Below are 21,666 nucleotides of genomic sequence, written 5' to 3' on the forward strand. Positions count from 1 at the left end.
GATTATTGGCATCGCTGCAAACCGTGTTGCCGATGAACAATATAAAGGTCTGCTTAAATAAGGGCAGGATGAAATTTTTGAGATGAAGTGCGTTGGTATTGCGAAGAAAGGAATGTAAAATGTTAATGATTCCGCCAACGATCAATAATCGGGATTGCTACAAGGAGTAGCGGCCAAAGAAGTCCTCCACGAATGTTTTTCCAAGGGGGAATTTTCGCCCACAACCAAAGATAACAGTTCCCTTTACTGCCTCAATCCTCTTAAAAGGCAGGATAAAACTCCGATGCACACGGATGAATTCATCCGGGTCCAGCTTTTCCATCATTTCTTTCATTGCCATCCTGGCCACGATCGTCCTGCGGTTTTCGATGTAAATTTTGAGGTAATCGGCTAAGCCTTCAATGTAGAGGATATCAGCGAGAGGAACCTGCATAAGGCTAAAGTCGGCACGTATAAAGATGCTTTTGCCCGAACTTTGGTCTCTTCTCCCGATATGATTAAAATGCTCCAGTGCTTTGTGGAGGGCCTGTGAGAACCGTCTCTCATCAATGGGTTTCAACAGGTAATCGATCGTTCCCAATTCATAACTGAGGGCTGCATAGTCGCTGAACGCGGTTGTGAAGATCACCATTGCCGGGTAGGGCAGGGACCTCACCAGGCTGATCCCGTCCATTACCGGCATCTGTATGTCGCAAAATATGAGGTCAGCAGGGTATTTCCGCAAATATTTCAATGCTTTTACGGGGCTGGTGAATGTCTTTTGCAGATTGATGGTTTCGGTGGCACTGCATAACGTTGCAATGGCGTTAAGTGCCAGGGGCTCATCATCTATGGCAATCGCATTAATCATTTTTTTTACCCGGGTTTAGGCATTTTTTCCAAAAACAAATGAACGATGCGATCTTATTTGCAAAGGGCTGCCTGTCCGGTTTTTCCAGCCAAGCTTCCCCAAGGTCTTTTTCAAGGTCTTCTGTATCCATAACCTAAATGGTTTTTTTTTGTTTTGCAAAGCTGATGAGGTTGTCAACGATCATATAAACGCACGGGACGACAAACAAAGTCAGGAGCATTGAACTGGTGAGCCCACCGATAATGACCCATGCCATGCCGTTTTTCATCTCTGAGGCGGCTCCCCCTGCCAGTGCGATGGGAAGCATCCCGAAGATCATGGAAAGCGTAGTCATCAAAATTGGGCGAAGCCTTTCCCTGCAGGCCTCAAGCAGCGCTTTCTCCGCTGAGTTGCCCTCGGCCTTCAGCTTATTGGCAAAGTCGACGATCAGTATCGCATTTTTTGACACAAGGCCCAGTAGCATGATCATGCCGATAATGGTAAAAATGTTGATGGATTCCATCGTAAGGGCAAGTGCGAGCAAGGCGCCCACAAGGGCTACTGGTATCGAAAATAGCACCACAAACGGGTATACCGCATTTTCATACAGCGCTACCATGATCAGGTAGACCAGTACAAAAGCCGTTATCAGGGCAAGGATGAGGTTGCCGAAGGCATCTCCCTGGTTTTTGGTCTCTCCAAGGTATTCGACACTGATCCCCGGTGGTAATTTAATAGCCTTTGCCTGTGCCTTTATCTCATCGCTGACCGTGCCGGTGGGGCGGCCCGTAACGCCAGCCTGCACCGTAATGGCTGAGAGGCGGTCAATACGCTGTAAGGTGGTTTCCCCGAGTGTTTCGCTTACTTGTGCAAACTGGCTCAGGAGGATGGTGTTTCCGTCTGAATTTACAAAAGGGAGGTTACGGACATCTTTAATGTCCGCGCGATTATAGCCCGACTGGCGGACCATGATATCGAATTCATTACCTTCTTCTTTAAAAAGGCTTTCATCATTCCCGCTGAACGAATTTTGGAGGATAGCACCTACCTGGGTAGCATCAAGCCCTAACAGGCTCATCTTACCGCGATCGAGCTTTACCTCGATCTCAGGGGCCTGGTCCTTGACGGAAAGCTTTACGAATTGCGTACCGGGCACCCGGGTAACCCCTTTAAGATAATCTTGCGCCACCGCCCGCACCTTTTTCATATCAACGCCTTTAATTGCGATCTCTATAGGTGCGCTGTCAGCCTCCCCGGTAGGCGATATCGACCCTGTGCTGAATTTCACCCCGGGTATGGCCGTGCTGAGCTGTTGCTGGATGGCATTGCCTAATTCTTCGGCAGACCGTTCCCGTTCCTCCTTATCCACAAGGGTTACGGTCAGTTCCGCAATATTGGCATTGCTATCGCTTCCCGAGACGTTGCCGGAGGCAAACCCGACGCTGGAGAATACCTTTTGCACCTCCGGCTGCTGCAGGATTATTTTCTCTGCTTCCTGTACGCTCATATTTGTCCTGTAGAGGGTCGAGGTGGCTTCCAGTTCCATGGTAAGGATAAAATCGCCCTGGTCGGTCTCCGGCATAAAATCTGCCCCGATGAACCCGGCAGGGACCAGCGCGACAGAACCCCCGATGAGCAACGTGGTGAGAAGCAGCAGCCATCTCTTCTTGTGCAGCACCTTTTCCAAAAGCCTTCCGTACTCGTTCTTCAGGCTTTCGAGGAATCGTTCGAAGCGCAGCCTGGCGCTGCCCCAAAGGGTATTGCTGCGCAGGTGTTCAAGCCTCCCGAAGCGGCTGGCCAGCAACGGCGTGATCGTAAAGGAAACAAAGAGGCTCATTAGGGTCGAGAACACGACCACAAGCGAAAATTCCTGTAGCAGCCCGCCGATCATCCCGCCACTCAAGGCAAGGGGGAGGAACACCACTACATCAACCAATGTGATGGAGAGAGCGGTAAAGCCGATCTCATCACGCCCCACCAGGGAGGCAGTACGCTTATCGATTCCCTTTTCCATATGGCGGTATATATTCTCAAGCACCACGATGGAATCGTCGACAAGTATGCCTACCACCAGCGAGAGGGCCATGAGCGTCATAAGGTTCAGCGAAAATCCCAATAGGTATATTGCAATAAATGTAGGTATGATAGAGGCGGGGAGAGCCACCAGTACGAAAAGGGAACTCCTGAGGCTGTGCAGGAATGCCAGCATTACGATGCCTACAATAATAACGGCAAGCATCAGGTCGTACATAACGGCATCCGCCGCACTGAGGGTGTACACACTGACATCCGAAGATAAGTCAAACTTCACGCCATTTTCCCGGTACTGGCTTTCCATATCGGAAAATACCTCCTTAACCATTTTACTTACACTGACCGCATTGGCATCGCTTTGCTTGATGACCTGCAGGCCGACTGACGGGATCCCGTTGCTGTGGTTGATGGTCAGTATGTCGGAGGACAGGTCCGCCACTTCAGCCACGTCCATTAGGTATACCGCGCCCTGTGCCGGATGCTGGAATACCACCAGTTCCCGCAACTGGTCGAGCGAGCGGATATTGGCATCAAACCGGATGGAGAGCTGTTGGTCACGCGTTTCGATGCTCCCCGCAGGGAACGAAAGGTTGGCATTGGCTATGGCGCTGGTCACCTGCCCGATGCTCAGGCCATAGGCCATAAGCCTGTCCTGGTTGACATTTATCCGGATCTCCCGTTCTTCCCCGCCGATGATATCCACCTGCCCCACGCCGGTAACATTTCGCAGGATGGGCCTTAGCTGCTTATCCATCAGATTGTACAGGTCCCTGGGCGCCATATCCGCGGTTACAGCAGCCTTTATGACAGGGGCTTCCTGCATATTAATCTTGTTTACCTGAGGCCTTCCGGCAGCTTCCGGCAAATCATCCATTACCTGGTCCGCTTTCCGCTGTACATCCCTTTCGGCCTTGTCGATATCCGTGCCGCTCTTGAAGATGAGCTTTATACCGGCATCACCTTCCCGGGAAGTCGAGTGGAGCGATTCGAGCCCTTCGATGGATGAGAAAGCATCTTCGAGTTTCTTTGTGACACTTGTCTCCACTTCTGCCGCCGAGGCGCCGGGGTACAGGATGCTTACGGAAACCTCCGGTATAGAAAAACCGGGTAGCAGGTTGTAGTTCAGGCTCAGGTAGGACGTTACACCAAAGTAAATGAGTATGGTAAAGAGCACGATCAGCAGCAGGGGCCTTTTTATGGCTATAGCGGTTATTGACATGGTTACTGTTTTTTTGAATGCTTGATTACTGTACCGTCTTTCAGGTTGATCTGCCCTGATGTGATAACCTGTTCCCCTGCCAGGAGCCCGGCTGTCACTTCCACCTTGCTGCCGTATTGCAGTCCAACGGTTATCGCGCGCAGGACGGCCTTATCGTCTTTTGCTACATAGACAGCAGCCTCCTGTGTCCCCTGATTTAGCGCAGCTCTTGGGATTAGCAGGACTTTCCGCTGCGTCTTCGTTGAGAAATCCGCAGAAACGAACGTGCCGGAGCGCAGGGGATATTGCCCATCATTGGCGGCAGTTACCTCTACCTGGTAGTTATTGGCCTGGTTGGCCCTTGGGCTTATGAAACTAATGGTGCCGGCAAAGGCCTTCCCGGGATAAATCGACGTGGTAAGCGTAATCGCCTGACCCTGCCGTACCTGGTAAACCTCGGACTCGGTAAGGTTGACCTGGACTTTTAATCCGGAGAGGTCTACAATCGTAGCGATCTCCGTGCCGATACCTGCAAAAGTCCCTTCCTCTATCGGCCTGGAGGCGATGATGCCGCCCACCGGTGCCCTTACCGTAGCATCAGCAATCTGCCTGCGCAGCTGCATGGCCTGATTCAGTGCGTCGCTGTAGCCCTGCCTGACCTCGTCCACCTTTTGTTCTGTTGCGGCCTGGCCCTGGTAGAGTTCGGTATAGGTCTGTAGATCCCTCTTTAATTTTATAGCGTTGGACTCGGCTTTTTGGAGTTCGAGCTCCAGCACCCGGGTGTCAATCACAGCAAGGGGCTGTCCCTCGGTAACCCGGTCACCGAGCTGGAACATCAGCCGTAGGACCGTCCCATTGCTTGCCGACAGGGCAGTGCCTTCCCTGGCCGCTGCCAGTTTGCCCGTCTTGACCAGCCTTATCTCCTGCATTTCTTCCGAGGCGGTGGCAATGGTGACGGGAATACGGATATCATATGCAGCTGCGGCCGTAGCGCTTTCGCTGATCTTATTGCGGTTGGACACCAGCCTGTAGGCAATGGCGCTGACAATGCCTGCGCCAATCAGGATCAAGAGGAGTTTTTTCTTCATCGGTCGAGGGAGTTATAGAAGTTTTTGAGTGTGCCGGCGGCCTTTTCGAAATCGGCACGCGCCTGGTAATGCAGGTAAAGGGAGCCCAGGTAATTGTTTTGGGCTTCCTTAAGGGCATATTGGGTATTGAGCCAGTCCGTAAGGTCGGTAGTGCCCTTGCGGAATTGCAGGTCGGTTATGCTAAGTACTGATTCGGCAAGGATGACGTTCCTTTTATCATTTTCAATGCTTATCTCCGCCTGCAGGAGCCTGGTCCGCGCGTTTTCATATTCCATGATGTATTTGCGCCCGGCCAGCGTAAGGCTTTCCCCGGCATTGGCCGTATTGATGCTCGCCTGCCGATACTGTGCGCCGCGCCTGAAGAAATCAAATACGGGGATGCTGAGTTTCAGGCCCACGGTAGAATAGGGCAGCATATCATCATAGGAATCTTTGAAATGGTCCGAAAAGCTCACGGCCCCATAGCGGAAGTAGGCGGAAAGCTTCGGCAGGGCTTCTGCCCTGATGCGCGACTGCTCTGTTTCGAGTACTTTGATATTGAGTTCCGAGATCCTGTAATCCGTCCTGGCGGACGGGGAAAATGTATCTTCCGCGCCCTGCGGCAAAGGCGGTAGCGCTATTTCATCGGCAATATGCAGCAAGATGGGCTCGTTAATAGGATATCCCATCTCGTACTTGAGCTGGTTCTCTGCGAGCCGGAGATTGCTTTGTGCTACCCTTATCTGCGAGGCGGTGTTGTTGAAGTCGACCGTAACCTTATCCAGGTCCTTCTGCAATGCGACCCCTTTCTCCACCTGCAGCCGGTAAATGTCCTGCTGCCTGGCGTAGGTTTCATTGTTGTACCCCAGCAGCCTGAGCTGCTGCGTATAGACCAGTATCTGGAAATAGGCGATGCTGATATTATAAATAATCGCCTCCTGGGCCTGCTCGAGGGTAAGGTCAGCCTGCTGGCCGAGATACCTGTTGGCTTTCAGTCCGGTAAGGATGGACTGATCGTAAAGGACCTGGTTCACTTCTATGACCGCATCCGTCCCATAGCGCTGTCCAAGTGACCCCCTGATCGCCTCGGGGCCGAAGACATTTGCGGGGATTACCGTCTGCTGCAGGCGAATGTTGTTATCGAACGAAGCGGTGATGCCGATATTGGGGAGGTAGGCCGCCAGCGCCTCCCTCGCCATGGCATCGGCAGCCAGTTTCTCGTTGGCATATATCGTATTGTTGCGGTGGTGCTGCAAGCCGTATGCTATGCATTGCTTTAATGACCAGGCCTCCTGTGCGCCCATCTTAAGGCAAAGGAGCAGGACGGCCAGCATAATTTTATTGCCCATATACTATCGGTTAGCATCTCCTTACAAAAAAGGGATGTGTTATATGGGGCCAAAGTAGGGGAAAGGGCAGCCGGTATTTTTTTAACTATACCAAACCGTGTCATTTCTATACGAAATGAAAAGAATGATGCTTTTAGGCACACACCAAAACGTCCGGAGGTGGGAAATATTGCGGAATAGCCGGATCATGCGACCAAACCATCCCCTTAGGTCATCAACAAAGCAATGGAGGGCTGGGATTTATTTGCTCAGGATCTTCCGGGTAACGAACTCATTAAAGAAGAAATCCCTGTAGATGTTGCCGATGGGGATTTCGCTCTTGCGGATGTACACGGTGTTGTTGTCCACCGAATCAATCTGCTTAATGTTGATGATATAGGATTTGCTCACGCGCACAAACATACTTTTTGGCAGGCGGTCGTGTATGGTCTTTATATTCATCAGGGTCATCACCTTCTGGTTTTCCGTATGTATCACCACATAGTCTTTCAGGCCTTCGATGAAAAGGATGTTATTGAAGTACACCTTGAACATCTTGCGGTCCGCCTTAACAAAGATGTAGTCGTCGGCAATGGTCTCGATGTTAGTGTTGGCATAATCGGCCTGCAGCAGCTTCAGGTAGGCCTGTGCCTTTTCCACACCTTTCTGGAAGCGTTCCAGCTTTACGGGCTTGATCAGGTAATCTATCGCCTCGACTTCATAGCTGTCAGTGGCGAATTCATGGAACGCGGTGGTAAAGATCACAAAGGTTTCCTTAGGGATTGTCCTGGCAAACTCAATCCCGTTCACCCCCGGCATCTGTATGTCAAGAAAGACCAGGTCGACCTCATTTTTAGACATAAATTCCGTGGCAGCCTCGGCCCCGTTGAAAGCGCCTATGGATTCCAGGTTATCTGTCTGGTCAATCAGGTGCTGGATCGCTTTTCGCGCCAGGGGCTCGTCATCGACTATGATGCAATTCATACCTATAATTTTAAAGTTAATGAAACGCTGTAGGTTTCAGGATTATCCTCTATGTGCAGCAAGTGCGCTGAGGGAAAGAGCAATTCAAGCCTGCGCCTGATATTCGCCAGCCCCAGCCCCCCGGATTTACTAACGGCCTTCAGGACGGGCTTTGAGTTGACGCATTTAAAGAAAACCTCGTTGTCCCTGACCTTGAAAAACAGGTTGACATAGGATGATTTCGCGGAATCGTTATTGTGCTTGACGGCATTTTCCACAAAAGAGATGAACAATAGCGGGGGTACCTGGACACCGCTGAGATTTCCTTCTTTGGATATCATAAAATCAAAATTATCGCGCCTAACCTTTTCCAAATTTAGAAAATCTTCCAGGAAGTGGATGTCGGAAGTCAATAAAACTTTATCCCTTGCGCTGTCATACAACTGGTAGCGCAGCAAATCACTTAGCTTTACCAGGACCTGCGAGGCTTTTTCCGGGTCTTCCTTGGTAAGGACATTGGCGTTATTGAGCATATTGAATAAAAAATGCGGGTTGATCTGGTTCTTAAGCTGTTCCAGCTCCGCCGAGGATTTTGATTTTTCCAGCTCATGGATCAACTGCTTGTCCACTATCCATTTCTGGAATACCTGCATCGATGACGAGGCAGCAATAATTACAAGGATAAGCGTGTAGAACAAAGGTATGTTCAATCCGTCAATGTTGGAGTCCAGGCCAAAAAGATAACAGCCGAACAGGTAGATCTTGACCGACAGGAGCAGCACAGCTAAAACCGACAGGCAGTACAGGGTGTACTTGTTCTTGAACAGGAGTCGGGGCACCAGCAAATAGATATTGGTGTAAAACAGCAGCAGGAACAGCACCAGGGTCAGGGTAGGCTCCTTAACCTCCGGCCCGCTGTTATACAGTACCAGGCTGATGACGGCAACCAGCAATAGCTGGCGGTACACCCTGTATCTGGAGGCCGTTAGGAACTGGAATACCCAATTCTCGTTGATATATGGCGAATTTTGTTTCATAGTTAAAGTTATATCAGGCAAATTTAGGCGATACGCCTATAGGCAAATATATATTATACGAAAGCATATTTTTAATATACGAAAATATATTTAGCACTCCTGCTCCCCTGATCAGTAAACGCTGCAAACCTGCGCAACAATGTTCCTGCACTGCGGAATAGAGGGCAGGGAAACTACCCCCTAGAAACCCTGCAGGCAACACAACCTATCCAAACCTAAGAAAATGCGCTGTGTGCTGCAATGAGGCCCTAAATGGAGATGCCGTATTAATTTGGTCGTGCAGGCACCTGTTTTTCTATAGCAGGGGACCTGTTTGGTATATATAAAAAATAGTGGGTTTCATAAAAATATACTTTAGTCCAAGATTTCACTAATTAATTCAAATTTTCAAAAATGGAGAACAAAATCTTTTATGCATTGCTCCTGCTGCTCACAACGGCGCTCAATGCCTTTTCACAAGAGAAAGTCACCCTGAGCGGAACCATCGCTGACAAGGCGAACAACGAGACACTGATCGGCGTTGGCATCTATATCCCGGAGGCTAATGCGTCGTTTACGACGAACTCCTATGGATTTTATTCCATTACCCTGCCCAAGGGAGACTACACGATCATCATCAGCTATATCGGCTTTGATGACGTGCAGGAGCGCATTTCCCTGACCGAGAACACGAAAAGGGATTTTGTTATGCTTGAAAACAGCACGGAACTGCAGGAAGTCGTTGTCTCATCCAATGCAACCAAAACAAACATACGTAAACCGGAGATGAGCGTGAACAAACTTTCGATAGCCACCATAAAAAAGATGCCAGCGGTCCTGGGTGAGGTGGACGTGCTGAAATCAATACTGACCCTGCCAGGGGTGACCAATGCACAGGAAGGCGCATCGGGATTCAATGTGAGGGGTGGCTCGGTGGATGGCAACCTTGTCCTGCTGGATGAGGCCGTGGTATACAATACCTCGCATCTCTTCGGGTTTTTCTCCGTCTTCAACTCCGATGTCATAAAAGACCTGAAACTATATAAAGGGGGTATCCCCGCCAATTTCGGGGGCCGCATCTCCTCGGTCCTGGATATCTACCAGAAAGAAGGAAACAATAAGGAATACCATGTGACTGGCGGCCTGGGCCTTATTTCCAGCAGGCTATTGGTCGAGGGGCCTATCGTAAAGGAAAAAAGCTCGTTCGTGGTAGCAGGAAGGGGCTCTTACATACACCTGTTCCTGAAGCTGGCAGATGAGCCGAATTCGGTCTACTTCTATGACCTGAATGCCAAGCTCAATTATAAGATCAACGAGAACAATAACATTTTCCTGTCCGGCTATTATGGGTATGACTATATGAATTTCGGCGATGCGCTGATCAATGGTTATGGCAATTCCCTTCTCAATGTCAGGTGGAACCATATCTTCTCGGATAAGCTCTTTTCCAACGCCTCGGCCATCCTCAGTGATTACGATTATGAGCTGAAAATAAAGTTTGCGGGCCTGAACTGGAAATCCGAGCCTTTGCTTATTATCCAGACGAGAGCCAGCTGAGAAGGCGTTATATTTTTTTCTGATGCTAAATTTTCAATTGCATTAACCAGTTCAATATTCTTATAGAAGTGCTCCGGCTGGAAGCGTGGGATGTTCCTGCGGAAATCATTTTCCGGCAGGTCATCAATAGTTTTAATATGGCCCGATAAAAAGCCCCGGCCAAGGGGTGAGTAGGCAACGAAGCCAATTTGCAGTTCATTTAATGTATCTAATATTCCCCGTTGCTCCACACTTCGTTCAAATAACGAGTATTCACTTTGCACAGCGGTAATAGGGTGAACCTCGTACGCCCTCTTTACGGTTTCCGATGAGACCTCCGACAGCCCCAGATAGCCCACTTTGCCTTCCTTCACTAACTGCGCCATTGCCTCAACAGTTTCTTCTACGGGTGTCGTCTTATCAAGCCTGTGGAGATAGTAAAGGTCAATGTAATCTGTGCCCAGGTTTTTAAGCGATCGTTCCACGGCTTTCCTTACATATTCTTTTTTTCCATTAATAGCCCACGTAACTTTGTTGTTATCATCAATTTCCCAACCAAACTTTGTAGCAATAATGTATTGGTCCCTTTTGCCTTTAATAGCTTTTGCAATAAGCTGCTCATTTTTAAAAGGCCCGTAAAGGTCTGCCGTGTCCAGAAAATTACCGCCCATTTCAAGGGAGCGATGTATGGTGGCTATGGCTTCCTTTTCATCTGCAGGGCCATACATGTTTCCTTCTTCAAAACCGGTCATGCCCATACAGCCTAGTCCGATAACGGGGACGGTAAGTCCCTGATTTCCTAAAGATCTTGTTTTCATTATATTATTATTTATAATTTCCTGATACAAAGTTCTGCAAAGCCAACATTACTGCCGTATGTAAAACCCTGAAGCTTGTATGCAAATCCATGAAATCTGCTTTTTATGCTCACGCGTCATTAAAAAGCATTACTTTAGTAACAGTCATACATATATAGGCTATGAAAAACATTGAAATATTAGAAAAGGCAAATACAGCAGTTGCAGCAGGCGATTACGAAAGTTTCCTTTCTTTCTGCACCGAAAATACAAAGTGGGTTTTTGTTGGTGAGCAGACCTTATACGGGAAGGATGCTGTCAGGAAATACATCAAACAGACGTATCTTGAGCCTCCCCGGTTTAATGTAGAAAAGATGATTGAAGGAGGGGATCATGTTACGGCAATAGGTGAAATTACCCTCAAAGACAAAGATGGTAATGAGTCACACTATCATTATTGTGATGTGTGGAGGTTTGAGAGCAGCAAAATGGCCGAATTGAATGCTTTTGTAATACCTATAAATAAATAGGCATACATCCCCAATGATAAACAGCCACTTGCTTATTAATAAATTTGAATTACTCTATTCCAAAGATGTTACCATTAGATCTCTAAAAGTTTTTGTCTTCCTCCCTAATAAGCGCTCTAAATCACCTGACTGATATTCGAACTCACCACCTTCAATAGCCAGTACCCAATTTGTAATAAATTCGGCTACGTTACGGGAGACCCCCTGGGCAACTATCCCGTCGATATATTCTTCGGGGGTAATTGTGGTAAAAGATACGGGTTGTCCTTTTATTTCCGCAAGAATCTTTGCTATTTCGGAAAACGAGATGGGATGTGAGCCGCCTAATGAATATGTTTTATTTTCATGTCCCGGGGTAGAAAGTATCTCAGCGTGGGCTTCTGCCAGTTCATCTCTGGTTGCAGGTAACATTTTTCCATTTTTTGCAGGGACTTTTATACCATGTTCATAAGGATTAGGGCCATAATAGAAGGATAACAGATCGGCAAAAGGAGGGTGGTAAACTATAGTATAATTCAGTCCTGATGATTTTAGCAATTGTTCCGTAAAAATATCTGATTCGGTAACCTCAGGCATAACACGTCCTGAACCTTCCCTGCGCATAATTGACATATAAACCACATGTTTCACACCAGCCTCCCGGGCAGCAGTAATTACATTATAATGATGAGCAGACCGGTCTGTAAAGGCAACAGCGCTTGTAAGCATTATTTTATCTATATCTTTAAATGCAGCAACTAATGAATTATAGTCAGAGTAATCACCGATGCGAATTTCAATTCCTTTCGCTGCTAATTCTTCTATATTTTCCCTTTTCCGTGAAAGGCCGATAATTTGACTAGCCGGAACACCCTTTTTTAAGAGATGCTCAACTGTGCTTTTTCCAACTACTCCTGTAACTCCTGTAACCAATATTTTTTTCATGATAAAATAATTTATTTTTAAATGATTAAATTTGCTTTTAATTTGCAAGCGGAATAAAATATTTTTGCTTGCAAAATGCAAGTGTAAAATTAAATAATTACTTTTAATATACAAGTAGAAATATAAAATTTATGAAGGTGCCTGAAATGCGTTCCAATTGCCCATTAAGCTTGTCACTCGATATTTTCGGGGACAGATGGTCCTTATTAATAGTTAGGGATTTAATGCTGCATACAACCCGTACTTATGGAGATTTTACAAAATCTGCGGAAAAGATCGCAACGAATATATTAGCGAACAGGTTACAGTTATTGGAGGATAATGGAATAATCACCAAATTACCCTATCCGGGTAATAAGGTAAAAGGGCTCTACAGGCTTAGCCCAAAAGGTGCTGATTTAATACCCGCTTTAATTGAGATAGCGCTATGGGGGGAAAAGCATATCTCCGGCACTGATGATTGTTCGCCATTTCTCATGGAAGTCAAAAAGAACAAAACAAAGTTTCTAAAAAAGATTAATGAGACCCTTATATAAGAAAACAGGACTCTTTACTTGTAATTTATCGAAATAATCGGCCTGCGGATTAGGATTCTCTTTACAAAGATTTATTTGTGAAATTTTTGTGTGACACTTACGGAGAATTTATGTGATTATTACAAAAACTCCACAAATGAATCTGCAAAAAGGCCTGAAAAATGTATGTATTCCTGACTGTTAATTAATTGTATAGGATGTAGTATCAAATTCGCCCAGTCTGAAATACCCCAATACCTCTTCGTTTGGATTATTGACATTAATACAGTTTCCCTTTAACTGTACAGGGGTTGTAGGAAAAGGCCCGTTTTCATCACTACCTGATTGTTGGATCAATATATATAAATAGTTATAATATCGTCGCGAGATACCATACACATTAATGCCTACATTGACTCCGGCTACATAGTTATCATTATCGTTCTCAATAAAATTTTCATTGCCATCCGTAAATTCATCGCTAATAACTGCAAGGGCCGGCAGCGGTAAATTAGAAGGGACAAATTCGCCTAAATAATAATTTTCAATACCTGCGAAATCATCAAAAAACACCTGAAGCTGAATTTCTGTGTCCTCGCCTGAACCTTCAATAGTTTGCTCAACCCGATTAATAAATGGTGCTGGAATTAAGGTTTCGGTCGCCCTGTAGACGTTGCCGTTATAGAGAATTTCCAAAGTATACGATGCGTTTAATTCAGGAACAAAATCACTGGTAGTGTAGCTGCCATTATTTTGGTCTGTAAATACAAATACTGATCCGTCATTTTCTTTGGTTACTGTTACTGAAGCACCCGTAACAGGGGCGTCCGGATTGCTATCAAAAAAAGGTGTTGATTGCCTTAAATTAATAGTTTGTGTTTCTCCTGTAGTACCTTTTTGCCATTTAATGGATGCATCAACCACTAATCTTGCCCCACCGTTGGGTACGTTAACATCTATTACATCTGTACACGAGTAAAAAAATCCGATTATAACCAGGAGTGCCGCTAATTTGCTGTATAAATTTATGTTTTTCATTGTCTTAAAAATTAAAATTGTAAGTTACTGAAGGTACTATGCCAAATATGGAAGTGCGGGTGGCTTCCGTTACGCCCGTCTGTTGGTTTTGACCAAAAGAAATAGAAGCTGCATTTCTTCGATTATAAGCGTTATAGATGCCAAACACCCATTCTCCCTGCCATTTTCTGTTCTTATTATTATGAGGTGTTAAGGTTGCAGAAAGATCCAGCCTGTGGTAGGCCGGCAATCGGTCCGCATTCCTTTCGGAGTAGGTGGCCACAGATAAACCGTTATATAGAAACTGACCGTTAGGATAGGTAACAGGTCGTCCTGTCTGGAACACCATATTAGCGCCGAATCGCCATTTTTCGCTGAGCCTGTAAGTTCCGGTAAACGAAAAGTCGTGGGTCCTGTCCCAGTTGGAATTATACCATTTCCCGTTGTTAATGCCTAATCCGCCAGCTGCTCCCCCGGGTGTACGCTGCTGGGATTTTGATAACGTATACGCCACCCAGCCTGTAAAATCGCCTTGGTTTTTGCGCAGCAGGAACTCTAATCCATAAGCCCGGGCTTCACCAGTCAAAATTTCGGTTTCAATAGTGTTTTGTGCTATAAGTTCTGCGCCGTTAATATAATCTACCCTGTTGTCAATAGTTTTATAATACGCTTCGGCTTCAATCGAAAACATGTTTTCCCTGAAATTCCTGAAATAGCCTACAGCATATTGGTTTGCAATTTGTGGCTCAATAAATTCTCCGCTCGGCGCCCAGACATCTAATGGAGTGGCTGATGTCGTATTTGAAATCAGGTGCAAGTACTGCGCTATCCGGTTATAACTTGCTTTAACAGAAGACTTTTCGTTAAGCTGGTAGGAGAGTGCGAACCGGGGTTCTAAATTATTGAATGTAGCGATGCTCTTGCCCTTACCGTAATGCGTAGTTGAAATGGGTTCGGCACGCTCATAAATGCCTAATTCCTCGTTGTAAACTACCGGTAAATTATTGGCATAGTTGTTTAAGGTTTGCTTTCCAAGCCGGTTAAAGTAGCTAAAACGCAAGCCGTATTGAGCGGTCAGCCTGTCGGAAATTTTGTGTTCCAAACCTGCATATACTCCGGCCTCTACAGCAAATTTGTCATCTAATTTCTCCGGATTTACACCCGAATTTGCGTTTAAAGGGTTGAGCTTGCCAGGATTAAAGTTGTAATAAATGCCGCTTACCCCAAAGTCAAATTTTAATTTATCGCTTGCATAGTACCCAAAGTCATAGCGCATATTATAATTGCTTATATCAGAAGTCCAGTCAATTCCTTCAATGGGAATTTCCAGGTTGTAATTATACCGGCTGTATATCAGGGAAACGTTGGAGAATAACTTATCATTAAAAATATGGTTCCATCGCAGGTTTCCTGATAAGTTTCCGTATGAATTGGTAAAAAATCCTGCCAGGTTAAAATTATCATTTCCTAAATAACCAGATAGGTACAGTTTGTTCTTTTCATCAATTTCATAATTTGTTTTCAGATTGAAATCATAAAATCCGGCCCTGCTGCTTTCGTTAGCTAAGGCTAAGAATATATTTGCATAAGAAGCCCTGCCCGCTATCAGGAACGAACCTTTATCTTTAAGCATTGGCCCCTCCGCGGCCAAACGGCTTGAAATCAAACCTATTCCGCCAGTGAGCTCATACTCTTTACTGTTCCCGTCTTTTTGGCGAATGTCCAAAACGGAAGATGCCCGCCCTCCAAAACGTGCAGGAATACCTCCTTTATAAAGCTTAATATCCTTAATAGCATCAGCGTTAAATACAGAGAAGAAACCAAACAAGTGGGAAGCGTTATAAATAATTGCTTCGTCTAGGAGAATCAGGTTCTGGTCTTCTGCGCCACCCCGCACATTAAAGCCCGATGCGCCTTCGCCGGCATTGGCAACACCCGGCAGCAATTGTATGGACTTGATCAGGTCAACTTCACCCAAAACTACTGGTATCTTTTTGATGTCGTTAGCAGAGAGTTTTGTCATACTCATTTGTGGTGTCCTAAGGTCTACTTTCTTTGATTGCTCAGCAGTGATGACAACTTCATCTAATTCGGCTGCATCTTCTGTGAGCTCAATGTCGATTTTTTGATCAGCGTTAAGGGATATAACCCTTTCAAAAGTGCTAAATCCTAAATAAGAAATAGTTAAGGTGTAATCACCTTCAGGCGCTGTGATCGAATAAAAACCATATTCGTTGGTTGTGCTTCCAATGGAAGTGCCTTTTAAGAGAACAGTCGCCCCTAAGACTGTTTCACCGTTGGCAACATCCTTTACTACACCACTAATTGTGTATTTTGTCTGTGCAAAAAAGAATACCGGATACAACATTGCCATTACAAATAATGCCTGCCCTTTTCCTGATTTAAAAGGTTTAAATCGCTTTTTTCTTGTCATACTTAACAGAAGTTTAGATTAATGTTCTCATTTAACAACGGTAAAAGTAGACACGTATCCACGGGGGTTAAAATGAAGTAGGTGTTACATCCGCCTTACGTACCTTTTTGTCATGTAGTTGGATTTAATGTTTTGATTAATAGATAATTAAATTTTATTGTTCGTGTGGGGCCAGAGGTTCTAAATGCGCTTTCAACACCGGTAATAAAGTCAAAACTAAAATATGTGCTTCTTTTTTGCCCGTTTAAGTTTTAGATTAGATGCTGTTGTAATGAAAAAACAAGAGTGTTAGATCAGCCATCACAATCGGAGATTAGCCATTCCAAAATTTCCCCTATAGATTCCTTTACAATATTATTGTTGGGAACATGCATTCACTGAAATATTCCAGATACTTACCAGCGGGGTAATGCAGGATCGATTTTTGAGATTTTGGTTGATTGGGCCATAAAGGCACTGCAATATAAATAATTAGTAGTTGCGCTTATGGAAATAATCTGGTAGGCAACGGGAACAGGAGACTTATTTATGTGACAACGGGCTATCTTAAAATGGATTAAGAAGATAATTCTTAGGTGAAGAATTAGGATAGAAGATTATATTTACACCATTGAAGGTGAAGATAGTGTCTTTTTAAACTCGCTGGGGGTAACCCCGTAGATTTTTTTAAAGGTCGTGTTGAATGAGGATTTGGATTTGAAGCCAACTTCATTGGCAATGCCCATAATTGAATAATTCGTAAATTTATCATCTTTAAGACATTCAACAAATTCTTCAGCCCTGCATTTGTTCATGTAATCCTGAAAATTGGATTTTAAGTACACATTCAGTACTTCAGATAAGTATTGTCTCGGAATGCCCATCTTTTGCGCAACCTGGTCAACTGTTATATTGCTATTTGTAAAAAGCTTCTGTTCATCCATTAGCTTTAAAAACTCGCTTTTATATACCTCCGCTTTGGATTTGCTTAGGCTTGACGTTTTATAAGGCATGGTATCAGATTTGGGCAGTAGAGATTTTGGTGATACCACAAGCCTGAATAAAATTATGTAGAGAAGAATTGCTGATAAGCTGGTAACTCCATAGCTTTCGAGGAATGAGAAATGATCATAGTTTTCTGTTATAATGAATGAAGCTTCTTCTATTAAATGAATTAAAGCATAAGGCAATATAAAGAAGAGCATCCAACTTTTCTTTTTGTTTTTGATGATACTATAAATGGTATAACCCAGATAAACCAGTAGAGTTACACCTGCAAGCACTTCACCTGTCATTAGCCATATATTCTGGCCTAAGCCAAAAACGTCTTCTATGATTTGAAGCGTAATAAAAAACAAGTATGGGGTAAAGTAAAGAAGATCCCTAAGTTGAAATATTTCATGTTTGGAATTGTGATACTTTATAAGTAAAAAGAAGAGCGTAATGATTAATGGGGACTGAAAAAGATACCAATCAGCGTCAGTAAAAAAGAGGTTAAAATCATCATCTCCTACAACGTTCAATAGCAATGCGATGATTGAAACCAGAAGCAGTAAAAAATTTACCCGCTTGTAATTCTCCTGTTTAACAAGCAGGACACTTAAAAGAAAAAGACCTTGGGTAAGGGCGATTATTTGGATTATTTGTAACATATATAACGGAACGCTTTTCTCGGAACTGGCTAAAATTGGTAAAAGAAAATATAATCTATTTTAATTTACTATGAATATCGACTATACTAACAGTTTCCCTCAAGCCCAATTACCAATCAATCTCCTAAACTGCTATATATATTTCAGAGTCATTTCAGGATCAAATAACGAAAATTTTGACAAAAGATTATTCGTGGCCTGCAATTTTTTTGATAGTTATTTTGTATTGGTGGGGCAAAACCTTTATCTTCTATATTATCTCAGCTAACATTATTCCCGCTCCTTCGAGATATTCATCTTGCAGACTTCGATATGTTTTTTCATGGCTTGCAATTCCTTAACCTTCTCATTAATTTGTATGATCTTAAGGTCAAGTACTTTCAATTTAGCAGCACGGCTCATTTCCTTCCGGTACCATGCATCAATTACTTCTTTGATTTCCGCAAGGGTAAAGCCAACTGATTTTGCCATCTGTATAAACTGAAGCTTTTCAAGGGCGTCATTTCCGTAATAAACATAATTATTAGTTGTGACTCCATCCTTTTTGCTGCCACTTATCAGGCCTGTTTTTTCATAAAAGCGTATTGTGCCAATCGGGATTCCTGACTCTTTGGCTAACTGATGAATTAATTTCATAAAAATATAAACTGTATAGTATACTGTATAGTTGTAGGTTACAAAATTAGTATATAATTTTACATTCAAATACAAATTCTATGACATATTCTGATGAAGATTTAGTGAAGCAATTACCTGGTTTTAAGAACAGCTATATGGCCGTAAATGGCACTGAACTGCATTACGTGGAAGGTGGCGAGGGTGAACCCCTTATTTTGCTTCCGGGATGGCCGCAAACCTGGTGGGCTTATCACAAGGTTATGCCGGCACTCGCCGCGAAATTTAAAGTACTTGCCATTGATATACGGGGGATGGGAAGTTCCCATAAACCGATGGAGGGATATGATAAGAAAAATATGGCGCTTGATGTGTACTCGCTTGTAAATAAGCTCGGTTATCGTTCAGTAGCAATTGCAGGGCATGATATTGGTGCTCATGTTGCTTACAGCTTTGCCGCACAGTTTCAGGAGTTGACCTCAGCTCTTGTAATGCTTGACACTCCCCATCCGGATCCCAGCATGTACAGCCTTCCTATGCTTCCCATACCCGGCCTCAACTATACTTATCCCTGGTGGGTAGCTTTTAACCAGGTGAGGCATTTACCAGAGCAATTGCTGGCCGGAAAGATGGATATTGTAATGGAATGGATTTTTTCACAGATGCTACAAGATAAACAGTGCGTATCTGAATTTGACAAAGAAGTGTATGTGGGTGCCTACAATAGTGCTGATGCTATCCGTGCATCCAGTGCATGGTATCAGGCATTCGGGCAGGATATTAAGGACAGCGAGAGTTATCCTAAAATATCTATGCCGGTTTGCGCAATAGGTAGTACAGGATATGATATGCTGAAGGTAGCACTACAGCATCAAGCGGAGGATTTACAACTGTTTAAGCTTGATGGGTGCGGCCATTTCATCCTTGATGAACAGCCTGATATAATTGCTCACGATATAATTGACTTTTTACAGAGGCTACGCACACCATAATATGGGGGTGAGCGCGATCCGGAAATCTTGACAGAAGCGGAAACTTACATTTTGAATGCTGGATTTGACCTAGTGACTAAAACCCTTGTCATTGCGGCAAAAGCAAAATCGTGGCAATTTAATTGCCACGATTTTAATATGGATTAATTCGGAACACAATCTAACAATTTCATAGTTAAGAACGCAATCCTATTTACAAGGTTACTAGATAACATTACCTATCTACTATTACCCCATATAAAATCCTTCATGTCTTCTATTGCCTCCACTGATTTATTAGAGTCAATATGGGAAAATAGCCAAACATGTTTTTGCCCATCATATTCCTTCAGCTTTGAATTCTTCTGGATTCGCTTAATAAATGCATAGAAATTTTTGGAATCATCATTTAATACTTCATCTGTACCAACCAACAAGAGAACAGGAGGGAATTTTTTGAATTTCAATTCACTCGGATCGGCTTCTTTAATGTTATTTGAAGAATACATCAAGGCATGATTGTACAGAAAATCCTTGCTTAGAATCGGATCCAATGCCTGTTTTGTTTCATAGGAACCATTAGCACATTTTAAATCTATCCATGGAGAGATTAATGCTAAAGATACGGGCAGAGATAGACCGGCTTTTTGTGCATCATGTATTAATGATACGGCCAGGCCACCGCCTGCACTGTCTCCCATTACCGTTATTTTATAATCGTTATACTTTTGTTGCAACTCTGTGTACACTTTAAGTATTTCATTATTGGCCGTCGGATAGGGATGTTCCGGAGACAACGAATATTCTATATATAAAATAGGCGAATTGAATGACTTGGCAAAATGAGATAACATCGCCTGGTACGCATTAAAATTACCATAGGTATACACACCACCATGCAAATAAACAATTATTCTTTTTTGATTTAACAATTCTTCATTTAACCAGTAACATTTTACTCCCGAAATGGTTGTTTCATTTATAGCGACAGTCGGATCGGGAGGGTATACTTTGCCCAAAGTTTCGTAGAATGCCCGAAAATTATTGATTTTTTGCATAGTGCTGTCGGCAATGGTTTGTGCCTCTACTTTTAAGCTAGTGAGTTGGAACACCGCCAACATCACTACCATTTTGAATATGTTTTTCATTTTATTATTTTTATTCGTTTAAAAATGGGTAGTCGATATAACCATGCGCGGCACCACCAAACATAGTAGCCCTGTCCGGCTCATTAAGCGCCGCATCTTTTTCAAATCGCTCCGGCAGGTCAGGATTGGCTATAAACAATGTCCCAAAAGAGATTAGTTTTGCTATGCCCTTTTCAAGTTCCGCTTCGGCAGAAGCTTTGTCATAGCCCGAGTTTGCTATTACCTTTTGTTGTATCATCCTTCCGAACAATTCTATTTCATCATCTGCCGGATAGTGTGAGGGGGAAGGGAAGTACGGGCTGCGCCTCATCAGTTCCACATAAGCAAAATCTGACTTGTTAAGCTCTTCGATCAGGTAGGCGTAGGTTCCGGCAGGATCATCAAGTATCATGTTACCATAGGGATGAAAAGGAGAAATTTTAATACCCACTTTTTCACCTCCTACTGCATGGATTAATTCCTGCATCACCTCCAACACAAAACGGGTTTTATTAGGAATGCTTCCGCCGTATTCATCGGTTCTCTGGTTGGCGCTTTCAGCCAGGAACTGGCTTGGCAGGTATCCGTTTGCAGCATGAAGTTCTACGCCATCAAATCCGGCTTCCATTGCATTTTTAGCAGCCTGACCGTAATCCTTTATAGTCTGCCTGATTTCTGCAATGCTAATTTCCTGGGGAATTTCGTAATCTTTCATGCCCTGTGAAGTAAAATGCTGCATACCCTGTATGGGTAGGGGAGATGGTGCGAGCGGTAACTTACCGTTTCTGTCAATCGAATGCCCTACACGGCCCGTATGCCAGAGTTGTGCGATGATTAGGCCTCCCTGATCGTGTACAGATTTGGTAACTCTTTTCCAGGCCTTTATCTGTCCGGGAGTGAATATACCCGGGGTCAACGGACTACCTGTAGCTTCCTCGCTTATCCTGATGGCTTCTGTGAACAACAAACCTGCACTTGCTCTCTGGGTGTAATATTCTACTGTCATTTCACCAACTATACCGTTTATATCTGCCCGGCTTCTGGTCATGGCAGACATTGCCATTCTGTTGTTTACTGTTAGATTTCCTAACTGTGTTTTCTCTAGTAATTTCATGATGTTCTTTTTTAAGTTAT

General features: G+C 44.3%; 19 protein-coding genes. 4 read left to right on the plus strand and 15 right to left on the minus strand.

Going from position 1 to position 21,666, the window contains the following annotated elements; translation table 11 throughout:
- Window positions 1-157: 157 nt before the first annotated feature.
- The 7 genes from OGH69_RS01420 to OGH69_RS01450 all read right to left on the minus strand — a co-directional run bounded on the left by OGH69_RS01420 (window position 158) and on the right by OGH69_RS01450 (window position 8,456).
- Window positions 158-850: a LytR/AlgR family response regulator transcription factor gene (locus OGH69_RS01420; RefSeq protein WP_265172650.1), complete on the minus strand. Its 693-nt coding sequence runs from the start codon at window positions 848-850 to the stop codon at window positions 158-160.
- On the minus strand, window positions 843-980 hold the full coding sequence (locus OGH69_RS01425) for a hypothetical protein (RefSeq protein WP_265172651.1): 138 nt from the start codon (window positions 978-980) through the stop codon (window positions 843-845). Before OGH69_RS01425 ends, OGH69_RS01420 begins: the two co-directional genes overlap by 8 nt.
- A 3-nt stretch (window positions 981-983) precedes the next feature.
- Window positions 984-4,082 (minus strand): efflux RND transporter permease subunit, encoded by a 3,099-nt coding sequence (locus OGH69_RS01430; RefSeq protein WP_265172652.1) that lies wholly within the window; start codon window positions 4,080-4,082, stop codon window positions 984-986.
- A 2-nt stretch (window positions 4,083-4,084) separates the two neighbouring features.
- Complete coding sequence (locus OGH69_RS01435; protein WP_265172653.1) at window positions 4,085-5,149, minus strand: efflux RND transporter periplasmic adaptor subunit; 1,065 nt, start codon at window positions 5,147-5,149, stop codon at window positions 4,085-4,087.
- Complete coding sequence (locus OGH69_RS01440; RefSeq protein WP_265172654.1) at window positions 5,146-6,477, minus strand: TolC family protein; 1,332 nt, start codon at window positions 6,475-6,477, stop codon at window positions 5,146-5,148. Before OGH69_RS01440 ends, OGH69_RS01435 begins: the two co-directional genes overlap by 4 nt.
- Window positions 6,478-6,717: 240 nt before the next feature.
- Window positions 6,718-7,440 carry a LytR/AlgR family response regulator transcription factor gene (locus OGH69_RS01445; protein WP_265172655.1) on the minus strand — a complete coding sequence of 241 codons (723 nt, stop codon included), beginning with the start codon at window positions 7,438-7,440 and terminating at the stop codon, window positions 6,718-6,720.
- A 2-nt stretch (window positions 7,441-7,442) separates the two neighbouring features.
- Window positions 7,443-8,456: a sensor histidine kinase gene (locus OGH69_RS01450; protein ID WP_265172656.1), complete on the minus strand. Its 1,014-nt coding sequence runs from the start codon at window positions 8,454-8,456 to the stop codon at window positions 7,443-7,445.
- Window positions 8,457-8,849: 393 nt separating this feature from the next.
- Here OGH69_RS01450 and OGH69_RS01455 point away from each other — a divergent pair, with 393 nt between their 5' ends.
- Complete coding sequence (locus OGH69_RS01455) at window positions 8,850-9,992, plus strand: TonB-dependent receptor (RefSeq protein WP_306354338.1); 1,143 nt, start codon at window positions 8,850-8,852, stop codon at window positions 9,990-9,992.
- On the opposite strand, the gene OGH69_RS01460 is transcribed toward OGH69_RS01455, so the two are convergent.
- Window positions 9,914-10,789, minus strand: a complete 876-nt coding sequence (locus OGH69_RS01460) for an aldo/keto reductase (RefSeq protein WP_265172657.1) — start codon at window positions 10,787-10,789, stop codon at window positions 9,914-9,916. The two genes, OGH69_RS01455 and OGH69_RS01460, sit on opposite strands and share 79 nt — an antisense overlap.
- A 161-nt stretch (window positions 10,790-10,950) precedes the next feature.
- On the opposite strand from OGH69_RS01460, the gene OGH69_RS01465 reads away from it, so the two are divergent.
- Window positions 10,951-11,298 (plus strand): nuclear transport factor 2 family protein, encoded by a 348-nt coding sequence (locus tag OGH69_RS01465; RefSeq protein WP_265172658.1) that lies wholly within the window; start codon window positions 10,951-10,953, stop codon window positions 11,296-11,298.
- Window positions 11,299-11,352: 54 nt separating this feature from the next.
- Here OGH69_RS01465 and OGH69_RS01470 read toward each other — a convergent pair whose 3' ends face one another.
- Window positions 11,353-12,222 carry an SDR family oxidoreductase gene (locus tag OGH69_RS01470; RefSeq protein ID WP_265172659.1) on the minus strand — a complete coding sequence of 290 codons (870 nt, stop codon included), beginning with the start codon at window positions 12,220-12,222 and terminating at the stop codon, window positions 11,353-11,355.
- Between the two features lie 131 nt (window positions 12,223-12,353).
- Between OGH69_RS01470 and OGH69_RS01475 the strand changes: the two genes are divergently transcribed.
- Window positions 12,354-12,758 carry a winged helix-turn-helix transcriptional regulator gene (locus tag OGH69_RS01475; RefSeq protein WP_265172660.1) on the plus strand — a complete coding sequence of 135 codons (405 nt, stop codon included), beginning with the start codon at window positions 12,354-12,356 and terminating at the stop codon, window positions 12,756-12,758.
- Between the two features lie 180 nt (window positions 12,759-12,938).
- Here the strand turns inward: OGH69_RS01475 and OGH69_RS01480 are convergent, their stop codons facing one another.
- From OGH69_RS01480 to OGH69_RS01495, 4 genes are all read right to left on the minus strand, one after another.
- A complete protein-coding gene (locus OGH69_RS01480; protein WP_265172661.1) occupies window positions 12,939-13,775 on the minus strand; it encodes a DUF4249 domain-containing protein in 837 nt (278 codons plus the stop codon).
- 4 nt (window positions 13,776-13,779) lie between these two features.
- Window positions 13,780-16,188: a TonB-dependent receptor gene (locus OGH69_RS01485; protein ID WP_306354339.1), complete on the minus strand. Its 2,409-nt coding sequence runs from the start codon at window positions 16,186-16,188 to the stop codon at window positions 13,780-13,782.
- 602 nt (window positions 16,189-16,790) lie between these two features.
- Window positions 16,791-17,819 (minus strand): helix-turn-helix domain-containing protein, encoded by a 1,029-nt coding sequence (locus OGH69_RS01490; protein ID WP_265172662.1) that lies wholly within the window; start codon window positions 17,817-17,819, stop codon window positions 16,791-16,793.
- 270 nt (window positions 17,820-18,089) lie between these two features.
- The gene (locus OGH69_RS01495; RefSeq protein ID WP_265172663.1) at window positions 18,090-18,455 is read right to left on the minus strand and encodes a MerR family transcriptional regulator; all 366 of its coding nucleotides are present in this window, start codon (window positions 18,453-18,455) and stop codon (window positions 18,090-18,092) included.
- 80 nt (window positions 18,456-18,535) lie between these two features.
- On the opposite strand from OGH69_RS01495, the gene OGH69_RS01500 reads away from it, so the two are divergent.
- A complete protein-coding gene (locus tag OGH69_RS01500) occupies window positions 18,536-19,426 on the plus strand; it encodes an alpha/beta fold hydrolase (protein ID WP_265172664.1) in 891 nt (296 codons plus the stop codon).
- Window positions 19,427-19,644: 218 nt separating this feature from the next.
- Here OGH69_RS01500 and OGH69_RS01505 read toward each other — a convergent pair whose 3' ends face one another.
- Both OGH69_RS01505 and OGH69_RS01510 read right to left on the minus strand, forming a co-directional pair.
- The gene (locus tag OGH69_RS01505) at window positions 19,645-20,553 is read right to left on the minus strand and encodes an alpha/beta hydrolase fold domain-containing protein (RefSeq protein ID WP_265172665.1); all 909 of its coding nucleotides are present in this window, start codon (window positions 20,551-20,553) and stop codon (window positions 19,645-19,647) included.
- Between the two features lie 10 nt (window positions 20,554-20,563).
- Window positions 20,564-21,646: an alkene reductase gene (locus OGH69_RS01510; RefSeq protein ID WP_265172666.1), complete on the minus strand. Its 1,083-nt coding sequence runs from the start codon at window positions 21,644-21,646 to the stop codon at window positions 20,564-20,566.
- Between the last annotated feature and the right edge of the window lie 20 nt (window positions 21,647-21,666).

It is taken from the genome of Flavobacterium sp. MFBS3-15, assembly GCF_026107645.2.
Classification (GTDB): domain Bacteria; phylum Bacteroidota; class Bacteroidia; order Flavobacteriales; family Flavobacteriaceae; genus Flavobacterium.

Coding starts and splice junctions, on each gene's coding strand:
- OGH69_RS01420 (WP_265172650.1), bottom strand. CDS start 850: ATGATTAATGCGATTGCCATAGATGATGAGCCCCTGGCACTTAACGCC.
- OGH69_RS01425 (WP_265172651.1), bottom strand. CDS start 980: ATGGATACAGAAGACCTTGAAAAAGACCTTGGGGAAGCTTGGCTGGAA.
- OGH69_RS01430 (WP_265172652.1), bottom strand. CDS start 4,082: ATGTCAATAACCGCTATAGCCATAAAAAGGCCCCTGCTGCTGATCGTG.
- OGH69_RS01435 (WP_265172653.1), bottom strand. CDS start 5,149: ATGAAGAAAAAACTCCTCTTGATCCTGATTGGCGCAGGCATTGTCAGC.
- OGH69_RS01440 (WP_265172654.1), bottom strand. CDS start 6,477: ATGGGCAATAAAATTATGCTGGCCGTCCTGCTCCTTTGCCTTAAGATG.
- OGH69_RS01445 (WP_265172655.1), bottom strand. CDS start 7,440: ATGAATTGCATCATAGTCGATGACGAGCCCCTGGCGCGAAAAGCGATC.
- OGH69_RS01450 (WP_265172656.1), bottom strand. CDS start 8,456: ATGAAACAAAATTCGCCATATATCAACGAGAATTGGGTATTCCAGTTC.
- OGH69_RS01455 (WP_306354338.1), top strand. CDS start 8,850: ATGGAGAACAAAATCTTTTATGCATTGCTCCTGCTGCTCACAACGGCG.
- OGH69_RS01460 (WP_265172657.1), bottom strand. CDS start 10,789: ATGAAAACAAGATCTTTAGGAAATCAGGGACTTACCGTCCCCGTTATC.
- OGH69_RS01465 (WP_265172658.1), top strand. CDS start 10,951: ATGAAAAACATTGAAATATTAGAAAAGGCAAATACAGCAGTTGCAGCA.
- OGH69_RS01470 (WP_265172659.1), bottom strand. CDS start 12,222: ATGAAAAAAATATTGGTTACAGGAGTTACAGGAGTAGTTGGAAAAAGC.
- OGH69_RS01475 (WP_265172660.1), top strand. CDS start 12,354: ATGAAGGTGCCTGAAATGCGTTCCAATTGCCCATTAAGCTTGTCACTC.
- OGH69_RS01480 (WP_265172661.1), bottom strand. CDS start 13,775: ATGAAAAACATAAATTTATACAGCAAATTAGCGGCACTCCTGGTTATA.
- OGH69_RS01485 (WP_306354339.1), bottom strand. CDS start 16,188: ATGACAAGAAAAAAGCGATTTAAACCTTTTAAATCAGGAAAAGGGCAG.
- OGH69_RS01490 (WP_265172662.1), bottom strand. CDS start 17,819: ATGTTACAAATAATCCAAATAATCGCCCTTACCCAAGGTCTTTTTCTT.
- OGH69_RS01495 (WP_265172663.1), bottom strand. CDS start 18,455: ATGAAATTAATTCATCAGTTAGCCAAAGAGTCAGGAATCCCGATTGGC.
- OGH69_RS01500 (WP_265172664.1), top strand. CDS start 18,536: ATGACATATTCTGATGAAGATTTAGTGAAGCAATTACCTGGTTTTAAG.
- OGH69_RS01505 (WP_265172665.1), bottom strand. CDS start 20,553: ATGAAAAACATATTCAAAATGGTAGTGATGTTGGCGGTGTTCCAACTC.
- OGH69_RS01510 (WP_265172666.1), bottom strand. CDS start 21,646: ATGAAATTACTAGAGAAAACACAGTTAGGAAATCTAACAGTAAACAAC.